The organism is Pseudomonas sp. MS19 (genome assembly GCF_013277615.1).
Taxonomy (GTDB): Bacteria; Pseudomonadota; Gammaproteobacteria; order Pseudomonadales; family Pseudomonadaceae; genus Aquipseudomonas; species Aquipseudomonas marincola.
Genome location: NZ_VBTO01000016.1, coordinates 206,925 through 224,287 on the forward strand (window position 1 = coordinate 206,925; position 17,363 = coordinate 224,287).

Annotated in this window: 14 protein-coding genes and 1 pseudogene; 6 read left to right on the top strand and 9 right to left on the bottom strand. The window is 57.3% G+C overall.

The genetic code is table 11. The features are described from left to right. Positions 1 to 428: 428 nt before the first annotated feature. Positions 429 to 1,517, top strand: a complete 1,089-nt coding sequence (locus FEZ62_RS17925) for a YCF48-related protein (protein ID WP_239655486.1) — start codon at positions 429 to 431, stop codon at positions 1,515 to 1,517. 18 nt (positions 1,518 to 1,535) lie between these two features. Then, positions 1,536 to 3,905: an RND family transporter gene (locus tag FEZ62_RS17930; RefSeq protein ID WP_172929297.1), complete on the top strand. Its 2,370-nt coding sequence runs from the start codon at positions 1,536 to 1,538 to the stop codon at positions 3,903 to 3,905. A gap of 116 nt (positions 3,906 to 4,021) precedes the next feature. Here the strand turns inward: FEZ62_RS17930 and FEZ62_RS17935 are convergent, their stop codons facing one another. The 7 genes from FEZ62_RS17935 to FEZ62_RS17965 all read right to left on the bottom strand — a co-directional run bounded on the left by FEZ62_RS17935 (position 4,022) and on the right by FEZ62_RS17965 (position 11,671). Then, the gene (locus tag FEZ62_RS17935; protein ID WP_172929298.1) at positions 4,022 to 4,573 is read right to left on the bottom strand and encodes a DUF2780 domain-containing protein; all 552 of its coding nucleotides are present in this window, start codon (positions 4,571 to 4,573) and stop codon (positions 4,022 to 4,024) included. 205 nt (positions 4,574 to 4,778) lie between these two features. Next, a complete protein-coding gene (locus FEZ62_RS17940) occupies positions 4,779 to 6,422 on the bottom strand; it encodes a BatD family protein (RefSeq protein WP_172929299.1) in 1,644 nt (547 codons plus the stop codon). Continuing rightward, complete coding sequence (locus FEZ62_RS17945; RefSeq protein ID WP_172929300.1) at positions 6,419 to 8,239, bottom strand: VWA domain-containing protein; 1,821 nt, start codon at positions 8,237 to 8,239, stop codon at positions 6,419 to 6,421. The genes FEZ62_RS17940 and FEZ62_RS17945 overlap by 4 nt, the downstream gene beginning before the upstream one ends. Further along, positions 8,236 to 9,261: a VWA domain-containing protein gene (locus tag FEZ62_RS17950; RefSeq protein WP_172929301.1), complete on the bottom strand. Its 1,026-nt coding sequence runs from the start codon at positions 9,259 to 9,261 to the stop codon at positions 8,236 to 8,238. The genes FEZ62_RS17945 and FEZ62_RS17950 overlap by 4 nt, the downstream gene beginning before the upstream one ends. Continuing rightward, on the bottom strand, positions 9,254 to 9,748 hold the full coding sequence (locus FEZ62_RS17955) for a DUF4381 domain-containing protein (protein WP_172929302.1): 495 nt from the start codon (positions 9,746 to 9,748) through the stop codon (positions 9,254 to 9,256). The genes FEZ62_RS17950 and FEZ62_RS17955 overlap by 8 nt, the downstream gene beginning before the upstream one ends. Then, positions 9,745 to 10,680: a DUF58 domain-containing protein gene (locus tag FEZ62_RS17960; protein WP_172929303.1), complete on the bottom strand. Its 936-nt coding sequence runs from the start codon at positions 10,678 to 10,680 to the stop codon at positions 9,745 to 9,747. Before FEZ62_RS17960 ends, FEZ62_RS17955 begins: the two co-directional genes overlap by 4 nt. A gap of 4 nt (positions 10,681 to 10,684) precedes the next feature. Next, positions 10,685 to 11,671, bottom strand: coding sequence for a MoxR family ATPase (locus FEZ62_RS17965; RefSeq protein ID WP_069899007.1), 987 nt, complete (start codon positions 11,669 to 11,671; stop codon positions 10,685 to 10,687). 439 nt (positions 11,672 to 12,110) lie between these two features. On the opposite strand from FEZ62_RS17965, the pseudogene FEZ62_RS20775 reads away from it, so the two are divergent. Then, positions 12,111 to 12,275, top strand: a pseudogene (locus FEZ62_RS20775) (LysR family transcriptional regulator); the annotation flags it as partial. A gap of 59 nt (positions 12,276 to 12,334) precedes the next feature. Here the strand turns inward: FEZ62_RS20775 and FEZ62_RS17970 are convergent. Further along, entirely contained in the window at positions 12,335 to 13,414 is a 1,080-nt protein-coding gene (locus FEZ62_RS17970) for an endonuclease/exonuclease/phosphatase family protein (RefSeq protein WP_172929304.1), read from the bottom strand. Between the two features lie 504 nt (positions 13,415 to 13,918). Here FEZ62_RS17970 and FEZ62_RS17975 point away from each other — a divergent pair. Both FEZ62_RS17975 and FEZ62_RS17980 read left to right on the top strand, forming a co-directional pair. Continuing rightward, a complete protein-coding gene (locus tag FEZ62_RS17975) occupies positions 13,919 to 14,311 on the top strand; it encodes a GFA family protein (RefSeq protein ID WP_172929305.1) in 393 nt (130 codons plus the stop codon). Between the two features lie 201 nt (positions 14,312 to 14,512). Then, positions 14,513 to 15,418 carry a GGDEF domain-containing protein gene (locus FEZ62_RS17980; protein ID WP_172929306.1) on the top strand — a complete coding sequence of 302 codons (906 nt, stop codon included), beginning with the start codon at positions 14,513 to 14,515 and terminating at the stop codon, positions 15,416 to 15,418. On the opposite strand, the gene FEZ62_RS17985 is transcribed toward FEZ62_RS17980, so the two are convergent. Then, entirely contained in the window at positions 15,415 to 16,659 is a 1,245-nt protein-coding gene (locus FEZ62_RS17985; RefSeq protein WP_172929307.1) for a sodium:proton antiporter, read from the bottom strand. The genes FEZ62_RS17980 and FEZ62_RS17985 overlap by 4 nt on opposite strands. A 270-nt stretch (positions 16,660 to 16,929) precedes the next feature. Here FEZ62_RS17985 and FEZ62_RS17990 point away from each other — a divergent pair, with 270 nt between their 5' ends. Continuing rightward, positions 16,930 to 17,259 (top strand): DHCW motif cupin fold protein, encoded by a 330-nt coding sequence (locus FEZ62_RS17990; protein ID WP_172929308.1) that lies wholly within the window; start codon positions 16,930 to 16,932, stop codon positions 17,257 to 17,259. Positions 17,260 to 17,363 lie beyond the last annotated feature (104 nt).

The window sequence follows — 17,363 nt, forward strand, 5'->3', positions numbered from 1 at the left end:
CCCGTTTTCTTTTGTCTGGCTGATAGTGCTGCGCTGCAATTAGTGTTTGGACCAGCAATTTGGCGGCGTTCGGGCGGATAGTCAGGCTCAGATAATTGCCAGACAATCGCTGCTTGGATTACAACGTGATCAGTGCGGCGAATAAGTCGCTTAAATCTGATGAATAAAGCCAAGTTTAATGATACAAGCGTTTGAATTCGCTTCAGGGTTGCGTATGGTTAAGGCTCTTGGGTGTCTGAGTGGTAGCCTGATTTTTTCAGGAATTGATCCAAGGCAGTGCTTTAGCATCAGCGTTTGCTCTGACTGCCCGGTCACTGGCTGTTAACAAAACATAACGTCGCGTTGATTGTCAGGCTGCAAGTTTGCTCAGTAGCATAAGAAACCTGCGTAAAAGCAGAAGTATCTAATAAAAACAAAGGGGAAGGTCTATGAGTGAGCCCGTCATGCGGCGCACCCAGTCCGGTCTGGTCGCAAGAAACCTGCGCACACCGGCGTTACGCGTCCACTCGCCGCTGGCCAAAACACTCTCGCTATGCAGCGTGCTTTGTGCTTTAACATTCGCCACTGCGCCGCTACAGGTTCAGGCCGGCGAAGCCGCTACCAATTATTCTGTTGAATCTGCTCATGCCACCCGCACGCTGCTGCTCGACGTCGTGCATGCAGGTAAACGCATGCTGGTGTTTGGTGATCGCGGGCACATTCTCTATTCCGACGACAGCGGTAAAAACTGGGTGCAGGCCAAAGTGCCAACCCGGCAGATGATTACGGCTGCCTACTTTGTCGATGACCAGAAAGGCTGGGCGGTCGCCCACGACTCGCAGATTCTCGCCACCACTGATGGCGGCGCGACCTGGACCAAACAGTTCGAAGACCTCACCCGTGAAGCGCCGCTGTTGGATATCTGGTTCAACGATGCCCAGCACGGTTTTGCCGTGGGCGCCTATGGTGCGCTGCTGGAAACCCTGGATGGCGGCGCGAACTGGGAAGACATCAGTGACCGCATGGGCAACGAAGACGGTTATCACCTCAACGCCATTGTCCCGGTTAAAGATGCCGGCCTGATGGTCGTTGGTGAGCAGGGCGTGATCTTCCGCTCCCCGGACTGGGGCCAGACCTGGGAAACCTTGCAGGGCCCGTACGAGGGTTCACTGTTTGGCGTTGCGCCAACTGCCGAGCCACGCACGCTGCTGGTTTACGGTTTGCGCGGCCACGTGTTCCGCTCGACCGACTTTGGCGACACCTGGGAGCAAATCGTAGTTCATACGCCGGGTAACGGCCCGATCGAGTTTGGTCTGAGCAGCAGCACGCTGTTGGCCGACGGCTCGATCATTATCGTTGGCCACGGCGGCACTGTTCTGAAAAGCACCGACAACGGCAAGAGTTTCAGTCTGGTCAATCGTCTGGACCGACTGTCAATTGCCAGTGTTGCAGCACTGGATAACGGCAACCTGATTCTGGTGGGGCAGGGTGGATTGCACATCGCCACGCCTACTGGCGCCGAGCTGGGCCAACAATAATAAGCCGGGAGAGTTTGCATGAGTAAGCATCAACAAAAGCCCGCTTCCTTCTTGGAGCGGTTGATTTTCAACAACCGACCGGCCGTTATTGTGCTGTGTCTGTTGATTAGCGTTTTCCTCTTTTATCAGGCTTCGCAGGTTCGCCCGCAGACCAGCTTCGAGAAAATGATTCCGCTGGGCCACCCTTACATCCAGAAGATGCTGGAGCATCGCAACGACCTGTCGAACCTGAGCAACACGGTGCGCATTTCGGTTGAAGCGGTCGATGGCGACATCTTCACCAAGGAGTACATGGAAACCCTGCGCCAGATCAACGACGAGGTGTTCTACATCTCCGGTGTTGACCGTTCGGGGCTCAAGTCGTTGTGGAGCCCGAGCGTACGCTGGACCGAAGTGACCGAAGAAGGCTTCTCCGGTGGCGAGGTGATTCCACAAACCTACGATGGCTCTGAAGAAAGCCTTGAGGAGTTGCGCGACAACATTCTCAAGTCGGGTCAGATTGGCCGTCTGGTCGGCAACAACTTCAAGTCGAGCATTGTCGATGTGCCGCTGCTTGAGGCGTATCCAGACCCGGAAGACCAGAGCAAGCTGGTGCCGCTGGACTACCAGAAGTTCTCGCATGAGCTGGAAGAGAAGATTCGCGAGAAATATCAGGCGCAGAATCCCAACGTAAAAATCCACATCATCGGCTTTGCCAAGAAGGTCGGTGACCTGATTGACGGCCTGGTCGGCGTGGCATTGTTCTTTGCGGTGGCGATCGGTATCACCTTCGTTCTGCTGTTGTGGTTCACCCGCTGCTTCAAGAGCGCGCTGGCCGTCATTATCACCACGTTGATTGCGGTGGTCTGGCAGTTGGGCCTGCTGAAAACCGTGGGCTTTGGTCTCGACCCGTACTCGATGCTGGTGCCGTTTCTGGTCTTTGCCATCGGTATTTCGCACGGGGTGCAGAAGATCAACGGCATTGCCATGGCGTCCAGCGATGCCACGGACTCGCTGTCGGCTGCGCGTATGGCATTCCGTCAGCTGTTTATTCCGGGGCTGGTGGCTTTGCTCTCGGATGCGGTGGGCTTCGTTACGCTGCTGCTGATTGATATCGGCGTAATCCGCGAGCTGGCCATTGGCGCCTCGATGGGTGTGGCGGTGATTATTCTGACCAACCTGATTCTGCTGCCTGTGACGATTTCGTACATCGGTATCAGCAAGAAGGCGGTGAAGATCAGCCGTGAAGACGCGGTGCGCGAGCATCCGTTCTGGCGCGCCATCTCCAACTTTGCGCACCCTGTTGTGGCACCGATTTCCATCGTTATTGCCCTGATGGCCATGGTGGGTGGCGTCTGGTACGGCCAGAACCTGAAGATCGGTGACCTGGATCAGGGTGCACCTGAACTGCGTCCGGATTCGCGCTACAACCTCGACAACAACTTTGTTATCCAGAACTACTCCACCAGCTCCGATGTACTGGTGATCATGGTCAAGACGCCGCCTGAGCAGTGCTCGACGTATCCGGCCATGAATGCCATGGATCAGTTGATGTGGCAGATGGAAAACACCGAAGGCGTGCAGTCGGCCATTTCGATGGTCACGGTATCGCGTCAGGTGATCAAGGGGATGAACGAGGGCAGTCTGAAGTGGGAAACGCTGTCGCGTAACCAGGACATTCTGAACAACTCGATCGCTCGCGCCGATGGCCTGTACAACGCAGACTGCTCGGTAGCGCCGGTACTGGTGTTCCTCAACGACCACAAAGCTGCAACGCTGGAGCGTGCGGTGAAGGTCGCTGAAGATTTCGCCAAGGCCAATAGCAGCGAGAACCTGCAGTTCATCATGGCAGCCGGTAACGCCGGTATTGAAGCGGCAACCAACGAGGTTATCGCCGACTCTGAAACCACCATGCTGCTGGCTGTATATGCTGCGGTGGGGATGATGTGTCTGCTGACCTTCCGCTCTGTCGCCGCAACCTTGTGCGTGATGTTGCCGCTGGTACTGACTTCGGTGCTGGGTAACGCGCTGATGGCGTACATGGGCATCGGCGTGAAGGTGGCGACATTGCCGGTAATCGCCTTGGGTGTGGGTATTGGTGTCGACTACGGTATCTATATCTACAGCCGTCTCGAAACTTACCTGCGTCAGGGCCTGAGCCTGCAGGAAGCTTACTACGAGACGCTCAAGTCGACGGGTAAAGCGGTGCTGTTCACTGGCGTGTGTCTGGCCATTGGTGTGGCAACGTGGATCTTCTCGGCGATCAAGTTCCAGGCAGATATGGGCTTGATGCTGACCTTCATGTTCCTGTGGAACATGTTCGGCGCCATCTGGTTGCTGCCAGCACTGGCACGCTTCCTGATCAATCCGCAGAAGTTGCGTAACAAGGAGCTGGCCAAGTCGGCTTGATCCCTGAGCACTTTTCGCAGGTAAGAAAAAACCGCGGCCATTGAGCCGCGGTTTTTTTTGCTCTGCTATCGGGCGCTGCGCCTAACCGGTTGTTTATACCGGCCAGCCGTGCGTGATCAGACGCCCCAGATGCTGCCCAGCGATTGCAGCAGCGGCGCGCTGAGGCCTTGCTTGCCGAAATAGTCGAGCAGGGCAGGCGCAAACTGATTGATCATGTCGCTGTTCATGCCCAGCGCGCTGAAGGTCTTGCTGACATCGGCCATGCTGTTGGCGTTGCCCATCATCGAGCCCAGGCCGCTTTGGCTGCCAGTTGCCTTGCCGAGCAGGCTGCCTGCCTGCCCCATCAGTTCGCTGTTGCCGGTAAATTGATCGAGGCCCGGAATCGCCTTGCTCAGCTCGCTGAACTGGCTAGGGTCGAGCTTGTTCTTGGCCAGCCCGAGCAGCGCGCCGGTACCGCCGGCTGCCTGATTGGGCGTGACCCCAAGTTGACCCGAGAGGGCGCTGAGCAAATCACCGGTCTGGCCGGTCATGGGTGCGCTGGCTGCGGAGCCGCCGATGCCGGATGCCACGCCGCTGGCAGCATTTGTGGCGTCATCCAGCGTGAAAGCAAAAGCTGGCGAAGCGGCCAGCGTCAGGCTGATCAGCAGAGCCTTGGATGGTTTGAACATGAGGGCATTCCTTATATGAGAGAACCGCATTAGCAATCGGCTTTGTACGCTGCACGAGGCGTGCATTGTGCATCGACCTGAGTTGCAGCCAGTGGTTCCCTAATAGTAGCAAGAAGCCGCTGGCGGACAGCACAAAAGGCCCAGAGCTGTGTGCCTGTTCCGACAAACTGGCCAGCCCGCGGCTAATCACCGGGGCAGGGCGTTCTTAGCGTGGGTAGAGGGGCGGCAGCGCGCTGGCTTCTATAGTAGCGGGCTGTTGCGTCTCGAGAGTCGGCAGCGAGCGAATAGCCTGCCACAAGGCTTCACCTTGCCATTGCTGACCGGTTTCGCTGTAAAGCGCACCGTTGAGTTCATCCAGCGCGGCTGAAAGCGGTACGTCGCGCGCTGCCATTTCGGCCAGCGTGCACGGTTGCTGGCGGGCCCACGCATCGAGTGCCTGACGGGTCTGGTTGGGTTCATTGGCCTGGCACGCGCGCTTGAGTTCGTCGAGCAGGGTGCGTGGACTTGGGCCGGTTTGGGCCGTCTTGGAAACAGCCGGCAGGCGTCGTGCGCGCCACCACAAACCGAGCGCAATGAAGGTCGTCAGGCCCAGTAATGCGGTGCTCAGTTGCCACGGCCAGACTGCTGGCCCCTGAATTACGGTAGGCGGCAACGCCTCGACCGGAATCTGCGGCTCGGTTAGTTGTGGATTGGCGGCTACGTCCAGCGTGCGCGCGGGAATACTGGTCTGCTCAAGGCTATCGGTCAGGGTATTCCACCAGGTCAGCGTAATGGCCGGCAATTCGACCTTGCCTTGCTGGTTGGGCACCAATGCTTCGTGCTCTTCGCGGCTGCCGGTGATGCCTTGCGGGGTGACCTGATTGCTCAGGGTCGGCTGGTCGGGATAGCGGCGCAGGCCTTTGACATCGGGTGTCGCCAGCGGCGGCAGTTGAGCGCTGGATAGACCTTCGACATTGAGCATCATATTGCGGGTCAGCGAATCGCCGACCTTGGCGCTTGCCGGGTCCGGGCTCCAGCTCTCAGTCAGAGTGACCTTGTGCGCCGGAAGCCACGGTTCATCGGCCGGGTAGCTGGCCGGTTTGGCTTTGACCTCGAGCGGGATCTGCGGTGAGCGCACACGGACCACTTTGCCGGGACGCGGGCCGAAGGGGTTGTAGTCATCGCTGTCGTTGGGCGCAACCGCAGTGGCACTGAATGCCTGCGAAGGAATTTCCAGGGCGCCGCTGTGCTGAGGATAAATCGCGTACCGCAGCTCGATCACGCCGTGACGTACACCATTTATCAACTTCTCATAGGTGCGTGGTTTTTCGAGTGGCTCTACCCGCGCGTCGGGGATTTCCAGCGGGGTCAGACTGCTGTCGTCATACAGTGAAACGGAGTGATAGATGCGCAGCGTGAGCACGGCTTGTTCCTGCACATAGACCGAGTCTTTATCCAGGCTGGCATCAATGAATACCGGCGCCATCTTGCTGCTGTTCGCGTCTTTGCTGGCCTCGACCACTTGCAGGGTGATCGGCTGGCTGTGCATGTCCTCAAGGCTGAGCGAGGGGATGACCACGGTGCCGGTGGTTTTCGGTTGCAGGGTGACGATCCAGCGGGTCGTGGCCTTGGCCTCACCGTTGAGGGTGGTCAGGCGGTTGACCTGACGCGTACCGAGTACATCGAACAACTCATTGAGCGGTTTCAGATCCGGTTTGCCGAACAGCGTGGTGTCGTCGGACTCCAGGCTTAACTCCACCGTCTCGCTGACACTCAAGGTGCTGCGATCGACGCTGGCGATGAGGTCCTTGGCGCTGACGGAAGTAGCCGCAAAAACGGCCAACAGGAAAATGCAAAGCAGGCGGGTCATTGAGGGTTTTCCTGACGCTGTTGCTGTTCATACCAAAATTTGCGTTTAAGCAGTTCACCCGGATCATCGGGTATTTGCCGCAGCCATTGTTCAAGTGACTGGCGCCGCTCGCCATCAATCGCTTCGGTCGATTTGACCAACTTGTCGGCGGCAGCTTGCGTTGCCTGATCCTGCTGGGCTTGTTGCTGAGCGGCCTGCGCGTCCGGCTGCCCGGCATCATCTCCGGCGCTGGATTGCTCAGCGCTCTGGCCGTCCTGTTGGCTTTCTGCGGCCTGATCTTGCCCTGGCGATTGCTCGCTGGTCTGATCATCGGTCGAGCCATCAGGGTTTTGCGCATCTGCAGAGGATTGCGCCTGGCTGTTGTTTTGCTCAGTTCTTTGCTGGCCGTTCTCTTGCGAGTTCTGCGAGTCTTGCTGTTGCGAGTCCTGCTGATTTTGTGGTGACTGCTGTTGCTGTTGCAGCAATTGCTCGATCAGAGCCTTGTTCTGCTGGGCCTGAGCAAGATCAGGTTGCAGATCCAGAGCTTGTTCATAGGCTTCGATTGCCGCCTCGTACTCGTTACTGCGCGCCAGCGCATTGCCGCGATTATAGTGGGCGGCAGCACTGTCGCTCTGGGCAAATCGTTCTGCTGCACCGGCGTAGTCGCCTGCCTGATATAGCGCCTGGCCTTGCCATTGAGGGTCGCTGAAACGTTTTGCGGCCTCTGCCGGACGCTGCGCCTCCAGCAGGCGTTGGCCTTGTTGGTCGGGGCGCAACCAGAGATCGTCAAAGCCGAATGCGTAACTATTTTGCGGCAGGCTAAGGAGCAGCAACGGCACACAGAATATCCAGCCGCGACGGCCAGCGAATGCCGCCAGTAATACCAGCGCCAACACCAACCAGTGGCCCTGATCAGCCCATACCTGCAACTGTTGTTTCTCGCCTTCCTCGCGCAGCTTCTGTGGCCCGCCCAAGAGACCCAGCCCACTCAAGTCGAGGTCGTCGAGGCGGGACTGGCGGTATTGGGCGCCAATGCTGGTGGCAAAGCGTGCGAGTGAACTGCTGTCGAGGCGGGGGATCATGATCGCGCCCTGAGCATCTTTGAGGAAACCACCGTCGGCCTGGACAATCGGCGTGCCTTGCTGGGTGCCAATACCGAGAATGCTCAGGCGCTGGCCATGAGTGCCCAAAGTGCTGGCGATGTTCTGGCGTTCGCTGTCATTCAGTTCGCTCACCACCAGCAGCAATCGGCCCTGACCTTGCGCGCCTTGCTTGAGCAGTTGCTGCGCCTTTTCTACCGCCAGATCGGCGCGGTGGCCCGGTGCGGGCATGATTTCGGGTTTCAAGGATTCCAGCAGGTTACGGCTCGTGCCCAGGTCGTCCGAGAGCGGGACCACGGTGTGCGCGCTGCCGGCGAATACCACCAGTGCCGTTTGCGCATCTTTGCGTATCTGCAGCAGGTCGATGATCTTGCGCTTGGCGTGTTCAAGACGGGTTGGCGTGACATCACTGGAGAGCATTTGCGGGCTCAGTTCGAGAATCACCACCAGCGGGTCGGCAGGTTTGAGATTGTTCTGTTCAACTTGCTGCCAGCTTGGCCCCAGCATTGCGAGCAAGCCCAGCAGCCAGGCGCAACCGAGCAGCACAATCGGCGTGCGACTGCTGCGCCCCTGGCCGCCGCTCAGCAGAACCGAGTGAAAAGCCACGGGCAGCAGCTGTTGCCAGCGGCCACTGCGTTTTTCGCGGTGCCACAGCAGCCACAGCAGGGTCAGAAATACCGGGATAAGCAGCAGCCAGAAAGGCCGTAGCCAATGGGGCCAAAGTGATAAAAGGCTCATGATTCGCTCGGCTGCCGTTTGAGCGCGCGCATTTGGCGCTGCAGTTGCGGCCACAACTCATGCAGTGCCAGCAGCAGGCTAAGCAACAGCGCTGCGCCGAGTGGCCATGCGTAAAGCGCCTTGGCCGGGCGTGCGAGTGTCGGTTTTTGCTCAACGGGTTCGAGGCGGTCCAGGGTTTCTTCGATAGCGCGAAGCTCATCGCTGCTGCGCGCACGGAAATACTGCCCGCCGGTCAGGTCGGCAATTGCATTGAGCGTGGGCTCATCAAGGTCGAGGCCGGGATTGAAGCCGAACATGCCAAGCAAGCCGCCCGATTTCGGGTCGGCGCCGATACCGATCGGATAAATCTTCACGCCTTCCTCGGCTGCCAGTTTGGCAGCAACAAGTGGCTCGATCTGACCGCCTGTGTTGGCGCCGTCTGTGACCAACACCAACACCCGGCTTTCGGCGGGACGCTCGCGCAGGCGCTTCACGGCCAGGCCGATGGCATCACCCAGCGCGGTATTTTTACCGGCGATCCCGATAACTGCCTCGTTCAGCCAGGTGCTGACGGTTTGCCGGTCGAAGGTCAGTGGCGCCTGCAAGTAGGCCTGACTGCCAAAGAGGATCAGGCCTACGCGGTCCCCTGTGCGGCCTTCGATAAAGCTGCCGAAGAGGTTCTTGACCAGTGTCAGGCGGCTGACTTCTTCGTCATTCCAGCGCATGTCGGCATATTCCATGGAGCCAGACACATCCACGGCCACCAGCAAATCCCGGCCGCTGGCAGGCAAGGGCAGCGGTTCGCCGACCCATTCAGGCCGCGCCGCAGCACTCAGGAGCAATATCCACAGCAAGATGAACCGCGCCTGTCGCCGCCAGCTGGGCAATGCAGTGCGCGCCTTACGGCCACTGAGGCCTTCGAGTTCATTGATGAAGTTGATATTCAGCGCCGCATCGCCGCTGTCTGCTGTGGGCAGAAGCCAGCGCAACACCCACGGCAGCGGTGCGAGCAGAAATACCCAGCTCCAGGTAAATTCAAACATGTTTGCGAATCCACGTGTCGACTGCCTGATTGAGCCCGGCAATGGCTTTGTCATCGAGCAGGCAATGAGGGCGATAAGCCCCTTCAACCAAAATCATCCAGCGGGTCAGCCCGGCAGCCGGACAGCGATTGTCGAGAAAGGCCAGCCATTGGCGACTGGTCAATGTATGACACTGGCTGTCGGGGTAACGCTGCACGCACAAACGTTTGAGCAAGCTATTCAACGACTGTAACCAGGGACCGGCCTGCATCCCGTCATAGGGTTTTTGCAGGGCTTCAAGTTCGCTCAGCGCGGCCAGTCGCAGCGGGTCCTGGCTGATGTCTGGCTGTTTGTCGGCTTGGTTACGGCGCATTTTTTTCAGCAGCCGGTACAGGCCCCAGAGTACGACAGGGAGCAATACAGCCAGCAACCACCAGCCCGGTGCCGGCGGCCACAGGCTGATTGGGTCTGGCTGGATAAGTGGCTGCAATTGATCCAGCGGGTTCATTTCGATGCCCTTGAACCGTTGAGGTGGTCGCGCAGTTGGTCGACCATCTCGCGTTGGGTGTCGAGCGCCAGCAACGGCACGCGCAGCTTCAATGCCAAGCGCTCCCAGCGCGCCTGCCGCGCCTGCGCCTGCTCATGATAAGCGCGGCGCAAATCCGCGTTGTGGGTGTCCAGTTCGAGTTTGGCACCGCTCTCGGCAAAACGCAGCAAGCCGGCGGCGGGCAGGGCATGGTCGAGTGGGTCGCTGAGCGGCAGCAGGAGCACATCGCAGTGGCGCGCGAGCAGCGTCAATTGTTGCTCACTGCTGTCGTTGAGGGTGCGTTCGTCACAAATGATCACCGCGAGGCTGCCGGGGCGCAAAATTTCCCGTGCGCGGCGTAGTGCCAGGCCGAAGCTGTCACGGCCGGCGTTCGGGTCGCCGGGCAGTGCCTGATTGGCCCGCGCCAGCCGGCTGAGCAGTTGCAGCAGGCTTTGCTTGCTGCGACGCGGTTTGATCTCGTGATGTTCGTTGTCACCAAACACCAGCCCGCCAACCCGGTCGTTATGACCCAGCGCCGCCCAGCCAATCAGGCTGGCGGCTTGAGCGGCCAGCACCGACTTGAACATCAGTCCGGTGCTGAAAAACAGGCGCTGGCTTTGTTCAACCATGATGTAGATGGGCCGCTCGCGCTCCTCGTGGAACATCTTGGTGTGCGGCTCCTGAGTGCGCGCCGTCACGCGCCAGTCAATCGTGCGCACATCATCGCCAGCCTGATAAACCCGCACCTGATCAAAGTCGACGCCACGCCCGCGCAGTTTCGAGTGGTGCAGGCCAATCAGCGGGCTGCGCCGGGCGGCTGTCGAAAACAGCTGCACTTCGCGCACACGGTGGCGCATCTCGATCAACTCGGCGAGGTTAACGCGGATGCCAGGCTGGGCTGCAAGGGTTTGCATAGGGTCAGGCGACGGCGACTACATCGAGAATGCGCTGGATGACGCGGTCTTGGTCGATACCGGCAGCCTCCGCTTCGAACGACAGGATGATGCGATGGCGCAGCACATCGAACAGCACCGCCTGAATATCTTCGGGGCTGACAAAGTCTCGTCCCGCAAGCCAGGCATGAGCGCGCGCGCAACGGTCCAGCGCAATCGAGCCACGCGGGCTGGCGCCATAGGAAATCCACTCGGCGAGTTCCGGATCAAACTTGGCGGGCGTGCGTGACGCCATCACCAATTGCACCAGGTATTCCTCTACTGCATCGGCCATGTACAGACCGAGGATTTCCTTGCGCGCCGCGAAAATGGCGTGCTGGCTGACCCGGTGCTCGGGTTTCTCTTCACCATGAAGCGCTTCTCCGCGGGCCTGCATCAGAATCTTGCGCTCGACGGAGGCGTCGGGGAAGCCGATTTTTACGTGCATCAGGAACCGGTCGAGCTGGGCTTCCGGAAGCGGATAGGTGCCTTCCTGCTCGATTGGGTTCTGCGTGGCCATTACCAGAAACAGCGGCGACAGGTCATAAGTGCTGCGGCCCACGCTCACCTGACGCTCGGCCATGGCCTCAAGCAGCGCCGATTGGACTTTGGCCGGTGCCCGGTTGATTTCATCTGCCAGTACCAAGTTGTGGAAAATCGGCCCTTGCTGGAACACAAAGCTGCCGGTTTCCGGCCGATAAATCTCGGTGCCAGTGATGTCAGCCGGGAGCAGGTCTGGGGTGAACTGAATACGATGGAATTCAGCTTCGATACCTTCCGCCAGTTCTTTGATGGCCTTGGTCTTGGCCAGACCCGGCGCGCCTTCAACCAGCATGTGGCCGTCGGCCAGCAATGCGATCAGCAGGCGCTCTACCAGTTTTTCCTGGCCAAGAATCTGCGAAGAGAGGAAATTACGCAGCTCAAGCAATGCAGCCCTGTACTGCGGGCCTTGCGAGTTTTCTTTGGTTTCCAAAATACCAATCCTGTACCCATTCGAATGTTACGGCTTGCTCTAACGGCCCCGTTCAACGGGTAGAGCCAGGCCAATTGGCGTAGGTAATCAGTAGCATTTGCAGGTGATGGTTACACGCCGTGCAATGAAAAGCAGGTGCACTCTCGCCATCCGGCATATGGTCGCATAAGTGTGGCGGCTATCGTACTGGCCCAGGCGGCCGATTTCGAGCGATTCGAACGCAACTCAACAGGAAGATTTCATTTTTGCTGGCGCAGTGTGCTGCGCGTGAACGGTCACTTGCAGCTGACCGCAGAGTGAAGAGGGCGGATTCAAAGGCGTGATCACCGGCTCGGATCTCGCCTGGCACTGCTCGGTGCTAACATCAAACGCACTTTTAAGCACAGCATCAAAAACTCGAACAGCGTCTTTTTCTTCGTCAGTTTCACCAGCGATCAAAGATATGCAGGCGGGCTTGCTCAGGCGGCTACCGCCAGCAGAAGGCATTGCTGACGTGGACATGCATATTTTGTGGAACCGTGAGCAACACATGAGCCGGGCAGAAACAGTCTTTATTGAGGGCTTAGTTGCCTGCGACTCGGGTCAGGCGAATCAAGCAAGCTGATTCATCCCGGCTCAAGAAGAGACTCAGGCCCTCTGCGAAACCGGGCTCAGTGCAGGGCATTAATTAGGTTTTGGCACATCGTCTGGAGTGACTTCTTTTTCGTCGACTATATCTTGTGCCACAGCGTGATCTTCACTGTCAGCTGCAATGCCATTCTGACTGGCACCGCGTTCAGGCTCACACACCAGTACGGTAAACAATGGAAAGTGGTCCGAACCAATAGAAGGTAGGCGCTTTATATCCTTGAGCTTGAAATGTGCACTGTGAAACAGATGGTCTAAAGGCCAACGTAAAAACGGGTAGTCCGCGTGGAAGGTGTTGAACATCCCCCGCCCAATTCGTGGATCAAGCAGACCGCTAATTTTACGGAACAGGCGAGTGGTGAAAGACCACGCCACATCATTCAGATCACCCGTCACAATAATCGGGCCCTGCGTTTGCGCAACTTTCTTAGCGATGCAAATCAACTCCGCATCGCGTTCAGTTGATTCTGAATTTTCAGTCGGGCTTGGGGGCGCGGGGTGAACAAAGTGCATGCACACTTTATCGCCAGAGCGCAGCTGCAACGACAGATGAACTGACGGAACATCGTCTTCCACTAAAAATGAAAGCACTTCGTCACTAAAGGGCAGCCTGGAGTAAACGTGCATGCCGTACAGGTTATCCAGCGGGCACTTAACGCTGTACGGCAGATCAACTTCTATTGCTTCAAGCCTGCTTTCCCACCATTTATCAGACTCCAACGTGACTAAAATATCGGGCTGATACTGCGAGACCAGATCCACTAATGCGTCACTGTTGCGGTTGGTTTTCAGCACGTTTGCCGTGATGATGCTGAGCTCGCGAGCAGGATCACTAACCTTGCTCGCGTTAACCTCCTTTGACCAAACGCGTGTGTAAGGTAATACCCACTTCAACTGCCACAATAAGCACACGCCTGTAGCGGCCACTAAGCACCAACTGAATGCGCGAGTTAAGTCGAGAAACAAGCAGTTAATAACAAGCAAAACCGCAGCCATGAAAGCGATTTGCACTCGGGGGAAGTCCATCACTCTGACGACCCAGTGCTGATGCCTGGATAAGGGCAACGCACTGGCGATGACGATCAACAACGTGGCGATGGTCAACACTATTAACATGCTATTTCCTGTGGTTGAGTTTTAAACACTGCAGCATTAACGATCGAGAACCACCGCGCCTGGCTCGCTCTCATTGCAGATCAAAGAAAGCCTGTCTGCTGGATTTCGGCATTGTGGCTTTATTCACCTCTGACAACTGAAACAGATCATTCAGTTTCATCTGACTAGTAAGATTGCGAAAAGTCCAAACAAAGTTAACGCTGTTCGGAGGACTGAATGCTCGCCATCAGCGTAGATCGTGAGGCTGGTTAGCGTTCTGGAAGTCTTCGCTTTGTGTGACGCAGGCGCATCTTTATGACGGCCCAGTGAAAACCCCCAAGGTTGGCCTAACGACTCGCACCACACACAGAGACGTCAATCACGTTCAGTAAATCAACAGATTCCTGCAAAGACGTTGCAGCTCACTCACTGTGTGGGCGGGCTGATCGTGAGCCACGATCACTTGCGGTGAGCTGAATTTAGGCATAAAACGGTGCATCAATGGCTGGATGTTGGAGGTCTGAGATGCAGCAGTACACGGGCAGTTGCCTCTGCGGCAAGGTGCAAATTGTGGCGTTGGGCCAGCCTTATCGGGTGGGCATTTGTCATTGTATTGATTGCCGCAAACACCACGGGGCCTTATTCAATGCCTGCGCGATATTTGCTGAGACTGCCGTGAGCATCAAGGGTGAAACGTGTGACTACGCTGGCCGGTGTTTCTGCCCGAACTGCGGCTCGCCAGTTTTTGCCCGCAGCGCAGACGAGGTAGAAGTGCATCTGGGCGCACTCGATGCACCTGAGCAACTGATGCCCACCTACGAAAGTTGGGTCATCCGCCGTGAATCCTGGCTGCCAACATTCCCCCTGAAACACCATTATCAGCGTGATCGTGAGGGCGGCGGGCGTTCTGAAGACTAGCCAGCCAAAATCCGCGCTCAGCTGCCCTTTAGCCTGACGCGCGCAGACGCGCTGCAGCGGGCTTTCGGTAATTAGCTCTGACCGGTTTTTGCGTCTCGGGTAATCTAGGCATCCATATTTTGAAATTTATGGCCTGGCGGCTTATGAATTTCCGTTCTGAGTGCAGGTCACTCGTCAGCAGCACACCCGAAGATGCATTAAATGATCAACGTCGAAATGATGGCCTCGGTATTGGAGGCTTTGCCAGACCCTGCTTTTATCCTCTCGCGCAGCGGTAAATATGTCGCGGTTTTTGGTGGTCGTGACACGCGCTATTACCACGACGGCAGCGGGTTGGTCGGTTTGACCATCACTGATCTGGTCAAAACCGAAAAAGCCAACTGGTTTCTCGGGCAAATTGATCGGGCGCTGGCGACTGGGAAGTTACTGGTTGAGGAGTACGAACTAAGCAACAGGGACGTTAAAGGGTTGTCTGATGAGGGACCTGTAGAGCCGATTTGGTTTGAAGGGCGAATTCAGGCGTTGGACTTTCAGGTCGACGATGAAGATGTGGTGCTTTGGGTCGCCAGTAATATCTCCGAGCGCCACCAGTTGGAGGTCAGGCTGCGAGAGCTGAGCGATACCGATCAGCTTACCGGCCTGTATAACCGTCGTAAGCTTGAGCGTGACCTGTCCGGTCACTATCAGAATTTTGTTCGTCATCGTGTACCGACAGCTGTTCTGATGTTCGATTTAGACAACCTTAAACAGGTCAACGATGCGTTTGGTCACCATGTTGGGGATGACATGATCATGGCTGTGGCCGATATGTGCAGATCACACTTGCGCCAAAACGACACCGCCTGCCGGTTTGGCGGCGATGAGTTTGTCATCGCGCTGCCCAACACCGGGCATGAGCAAGCCTTGCAATTTGCCGAACGCCTGCACCAGAGTTTCGCCGAGAAATTGAGCCGCTTTTCGGTCGGTGCCAGCACCGCTACATCAAGTGTTGGCGTGACAATAATGTTACCGGCCGACGGTTCATATGAAGACACGCTAAAGCGGGCCGATGCCGCCTTGTATGATGCCAAGCGACTGGGTAAAGACCGGGTGGTCTTTGCGGACTAACTCTTGTCTCTGCAGGGGATCACGCGTTTGACCAGTTTGCCGATTGTCATGCCCTGGACCAGGATGGAAAACACCACCACCAGATAGGTCAGCGAAACGACGATGTCGCGGGCATCGCCATGTGGCAACGACAATGCCAGAGCGACCGATATCCCGCCGCGCAGGCCTCCCCACGTGATCACGCTCCACGAGCCTTTGGGCAGTCGGAAGCGTTCACCCAGCAGCGCAATCGGCGCGCCAACGGTCAGCAGTCTCGATACCAGGGTCAGCACGATAACCATCAGGCCTGTGGCCAGCAGTGCGTTGGAAAAATGAATCAAGACCACTTCCAGGCCAATGATGACGAACAACACGGCGTTGAGAATTTCGTCGAGCAATTCCCAGAACATGTCGACGTTCTTCTCGGTCTGCTCCGACATCGCATGTGAGCGGCCCTGATTGCCCACGATCAAGCCCATTACCACCATCGCCAGCGGCCCGGAGACATGCAGGTGGGTCGCAAGTGCATAGGCGCCGAGCACGGACGCCAGAGTAATCAAGACTTCTTCGTGGTAGCTGTCGATGCTCTTGAGCATTCGATAGACGACAAAGCCAAATACGGCTCCAAGCAACGCACCGCCGCCGGCTTCCTTGACTAACAGTTCTGATGCGCCCAGAACGGTTGGGCTGTTGCCACTGGCAATCATGGCCAGAATCAGTGAAAACAGCACCACGCCGACGCCGTCGTTAAACAGCGATTCGCCCGAAATAACCAGCTCGACACTCTCGGGAGCACCAGCTGACTTGAGGATGCCCTGAACTGCAATCGGGTCTGTGGGCGATATTAACGCGCCGAAGACCAAGCAGTAGACCAGCGGCAAATCGAGATCGGTCAGTCCCAGCAAGTACCAAAGCGCATACCCGATAAACAGGGTCGACAAGGTTGTGCCGACAACCGCCAGTGAGGCAATTTGCCAACGAAAGGCGCGCAAATGCGACAAGTTGATATGCAGCGCGCCCGCGAACAGTAGCAGCGACAGCATGCCCTGCATCAACAACTCGGAGAAGTCGATGGACTTCAGCAACGATTGCTCATAGGTGTGCAAGGCGTGAAATCCGAGTTTGTCCAATGCCATGTTCAGCAGCGAGAGCACCAGTGCAATGGCCATCACCCCAATGGTTGGCGGCAGGCCTACATACCGGCGGTTCAGATAGGCCAGCAGTGCGGTGATGCAAAGAAACGCGGCGATTATGTCCAGCATTAGCGAGGAGGGTCCTTGTGTGGGGCTTTCACTTTGAACGGCGCCTTGGCGCATCACAGCAGCATAAAGCAGTGTTGCCGGCTAACCGATATCTGAGCAGGCCTGAGTCGCATCAACTGCTCCGCTCAAGGCAGCCGCTTGCGCTCGGCATTGCGGGAAGAGCTGGTCTGCCAAGCGCGTGGCGTATCGAAAAAAACCAGTCCATCTGTATCTGTCTGGCTAGCAGCCTAGCGGTTACTGTCGAGTGATCAAACCAACTTTGGGGCAATTATGGATCTCAGTGGCTTTTCTTTCGGCGTTACCGATTGGGCGAAAATTGAGCCAGTCGAGCATGCAGGCGCAAGCGGCAGTGCCTTTTGGCGGACTTGTCAGTTTGGCTCGACCCGCGTGCGCATGGTCGAATACAGCGCCGGTTATCTGGCGGATCACTGGTGTACACGGGGCCATATCCTGTTGTGCCTGGAAGGTGAGTTGATCACTGAGTTGGACGATGGCCGCCAGTTCACCCTCAGCCCCGGCATGAGCTATCAAGTCAGCCATTACGGCGAAGCGCACCGTTCTTTGACCCACAACGGCGCTCGCTTGTTCATTGTCGATTAATCCCCAAACCGCGGGTTATATCTGCTGTCACTTCTCAGGCCTAGGTTGGGATATGCCCAACCAAAACCCGGCTTTCCCGCTTCTTGAACGAAAATGTCGCAGCG

Coding starts and splice junctions, on each gene's coding strand:
- FEZ62_RS17925 (WP_239655486.1), top strand. CDS start 429: ATGAGTGAGCCCGTCATGCGGCGCACCCAGTCCGGTCTGGTCGCAAGA.
- FEZ62_RS17930 (WP_172929297.1), top strand. CDS start 1,536: ATGAGTAAGCATCAACAAAAGCCCGCTTCCTTCTTGGAGCGGTTGATT.
- FEZ62_RS17935 (WP_172929298.1), bottom strand. CDS start 4,573: ATGTTCAAACCATCCAAGGCTCTGCTGATCAGCCTGACGCTGGCCGCT.
- FEZ62_RS17940 (WP_172929299.1), bottom strand. CDS start 6,422: ATGACCCGCCTGCTTTGCATTTTCCTGTTGGCCGTTTTTGCGGCTACT.
- FEZ62_RS17945 (WP_172929300.1), bottom strand. CDS start 8,239: ATGAGCCTTTTATCACTTTGGCCCCATTGGCTACGGCCTTTCTGGCTG.
- FEZ62_RS17950 (WP_172929301.1), bottom strand. CDS start 9,261: ATGTTTGAATTTACCTGGAGCTGGGTATTTCTGCTCGCACCGCTGCCG.
- FEZ62_RS17955 (WP_172929302.1), bottom strand. CDS start 9,748: ATGAACCCGCTGGATCAATTGCAGCCACTTATCCAGCCAGACCCAATC.
- FEZ62_RS17960 (WP_172929303.1), bottom strand. CDS start 10,680: ATGCAAACCCTTGCAGCCCAGCCTGGCATCCGCGTTAACCTCGCCGAG.
- FEZ62_RS17970 (WP_172929304.1), bottom strand. CDS start 13,414: ATGTTAATAGTGTTGACCATCGCCACGTTGTTGATCGTCATCGCCAGT.
- FEZ62_RS17975 (WP_172929305.1), top strand. CDS start 13,919: ATGCAGCAGTACACGGGCAGTTGCCTCTGCGGCAAGGTGCAAATTGTG.
- FEZ62_RS17980 (WP_172929306.1), top strand. CDS start 14,513: ATGATCAACGTCGAAATGATGGCCTCGGTATTGGAGGCTTTGCCAGAC.
- FEZ62_RS17985 (WP_172929307.1), bottom strand. CDS start 16,659: ATGCTGGACATAATCGCCGCGTTTCTTTGCATCACCGCACTGCTGGCC.
- FEZ62_RS17990 (WP_172929308.1), top strand. CDS start 16,930: ATGGATCTCAGTGGCTTTTCTTTCGGCGTTACCGATTGGGCGAAAATT.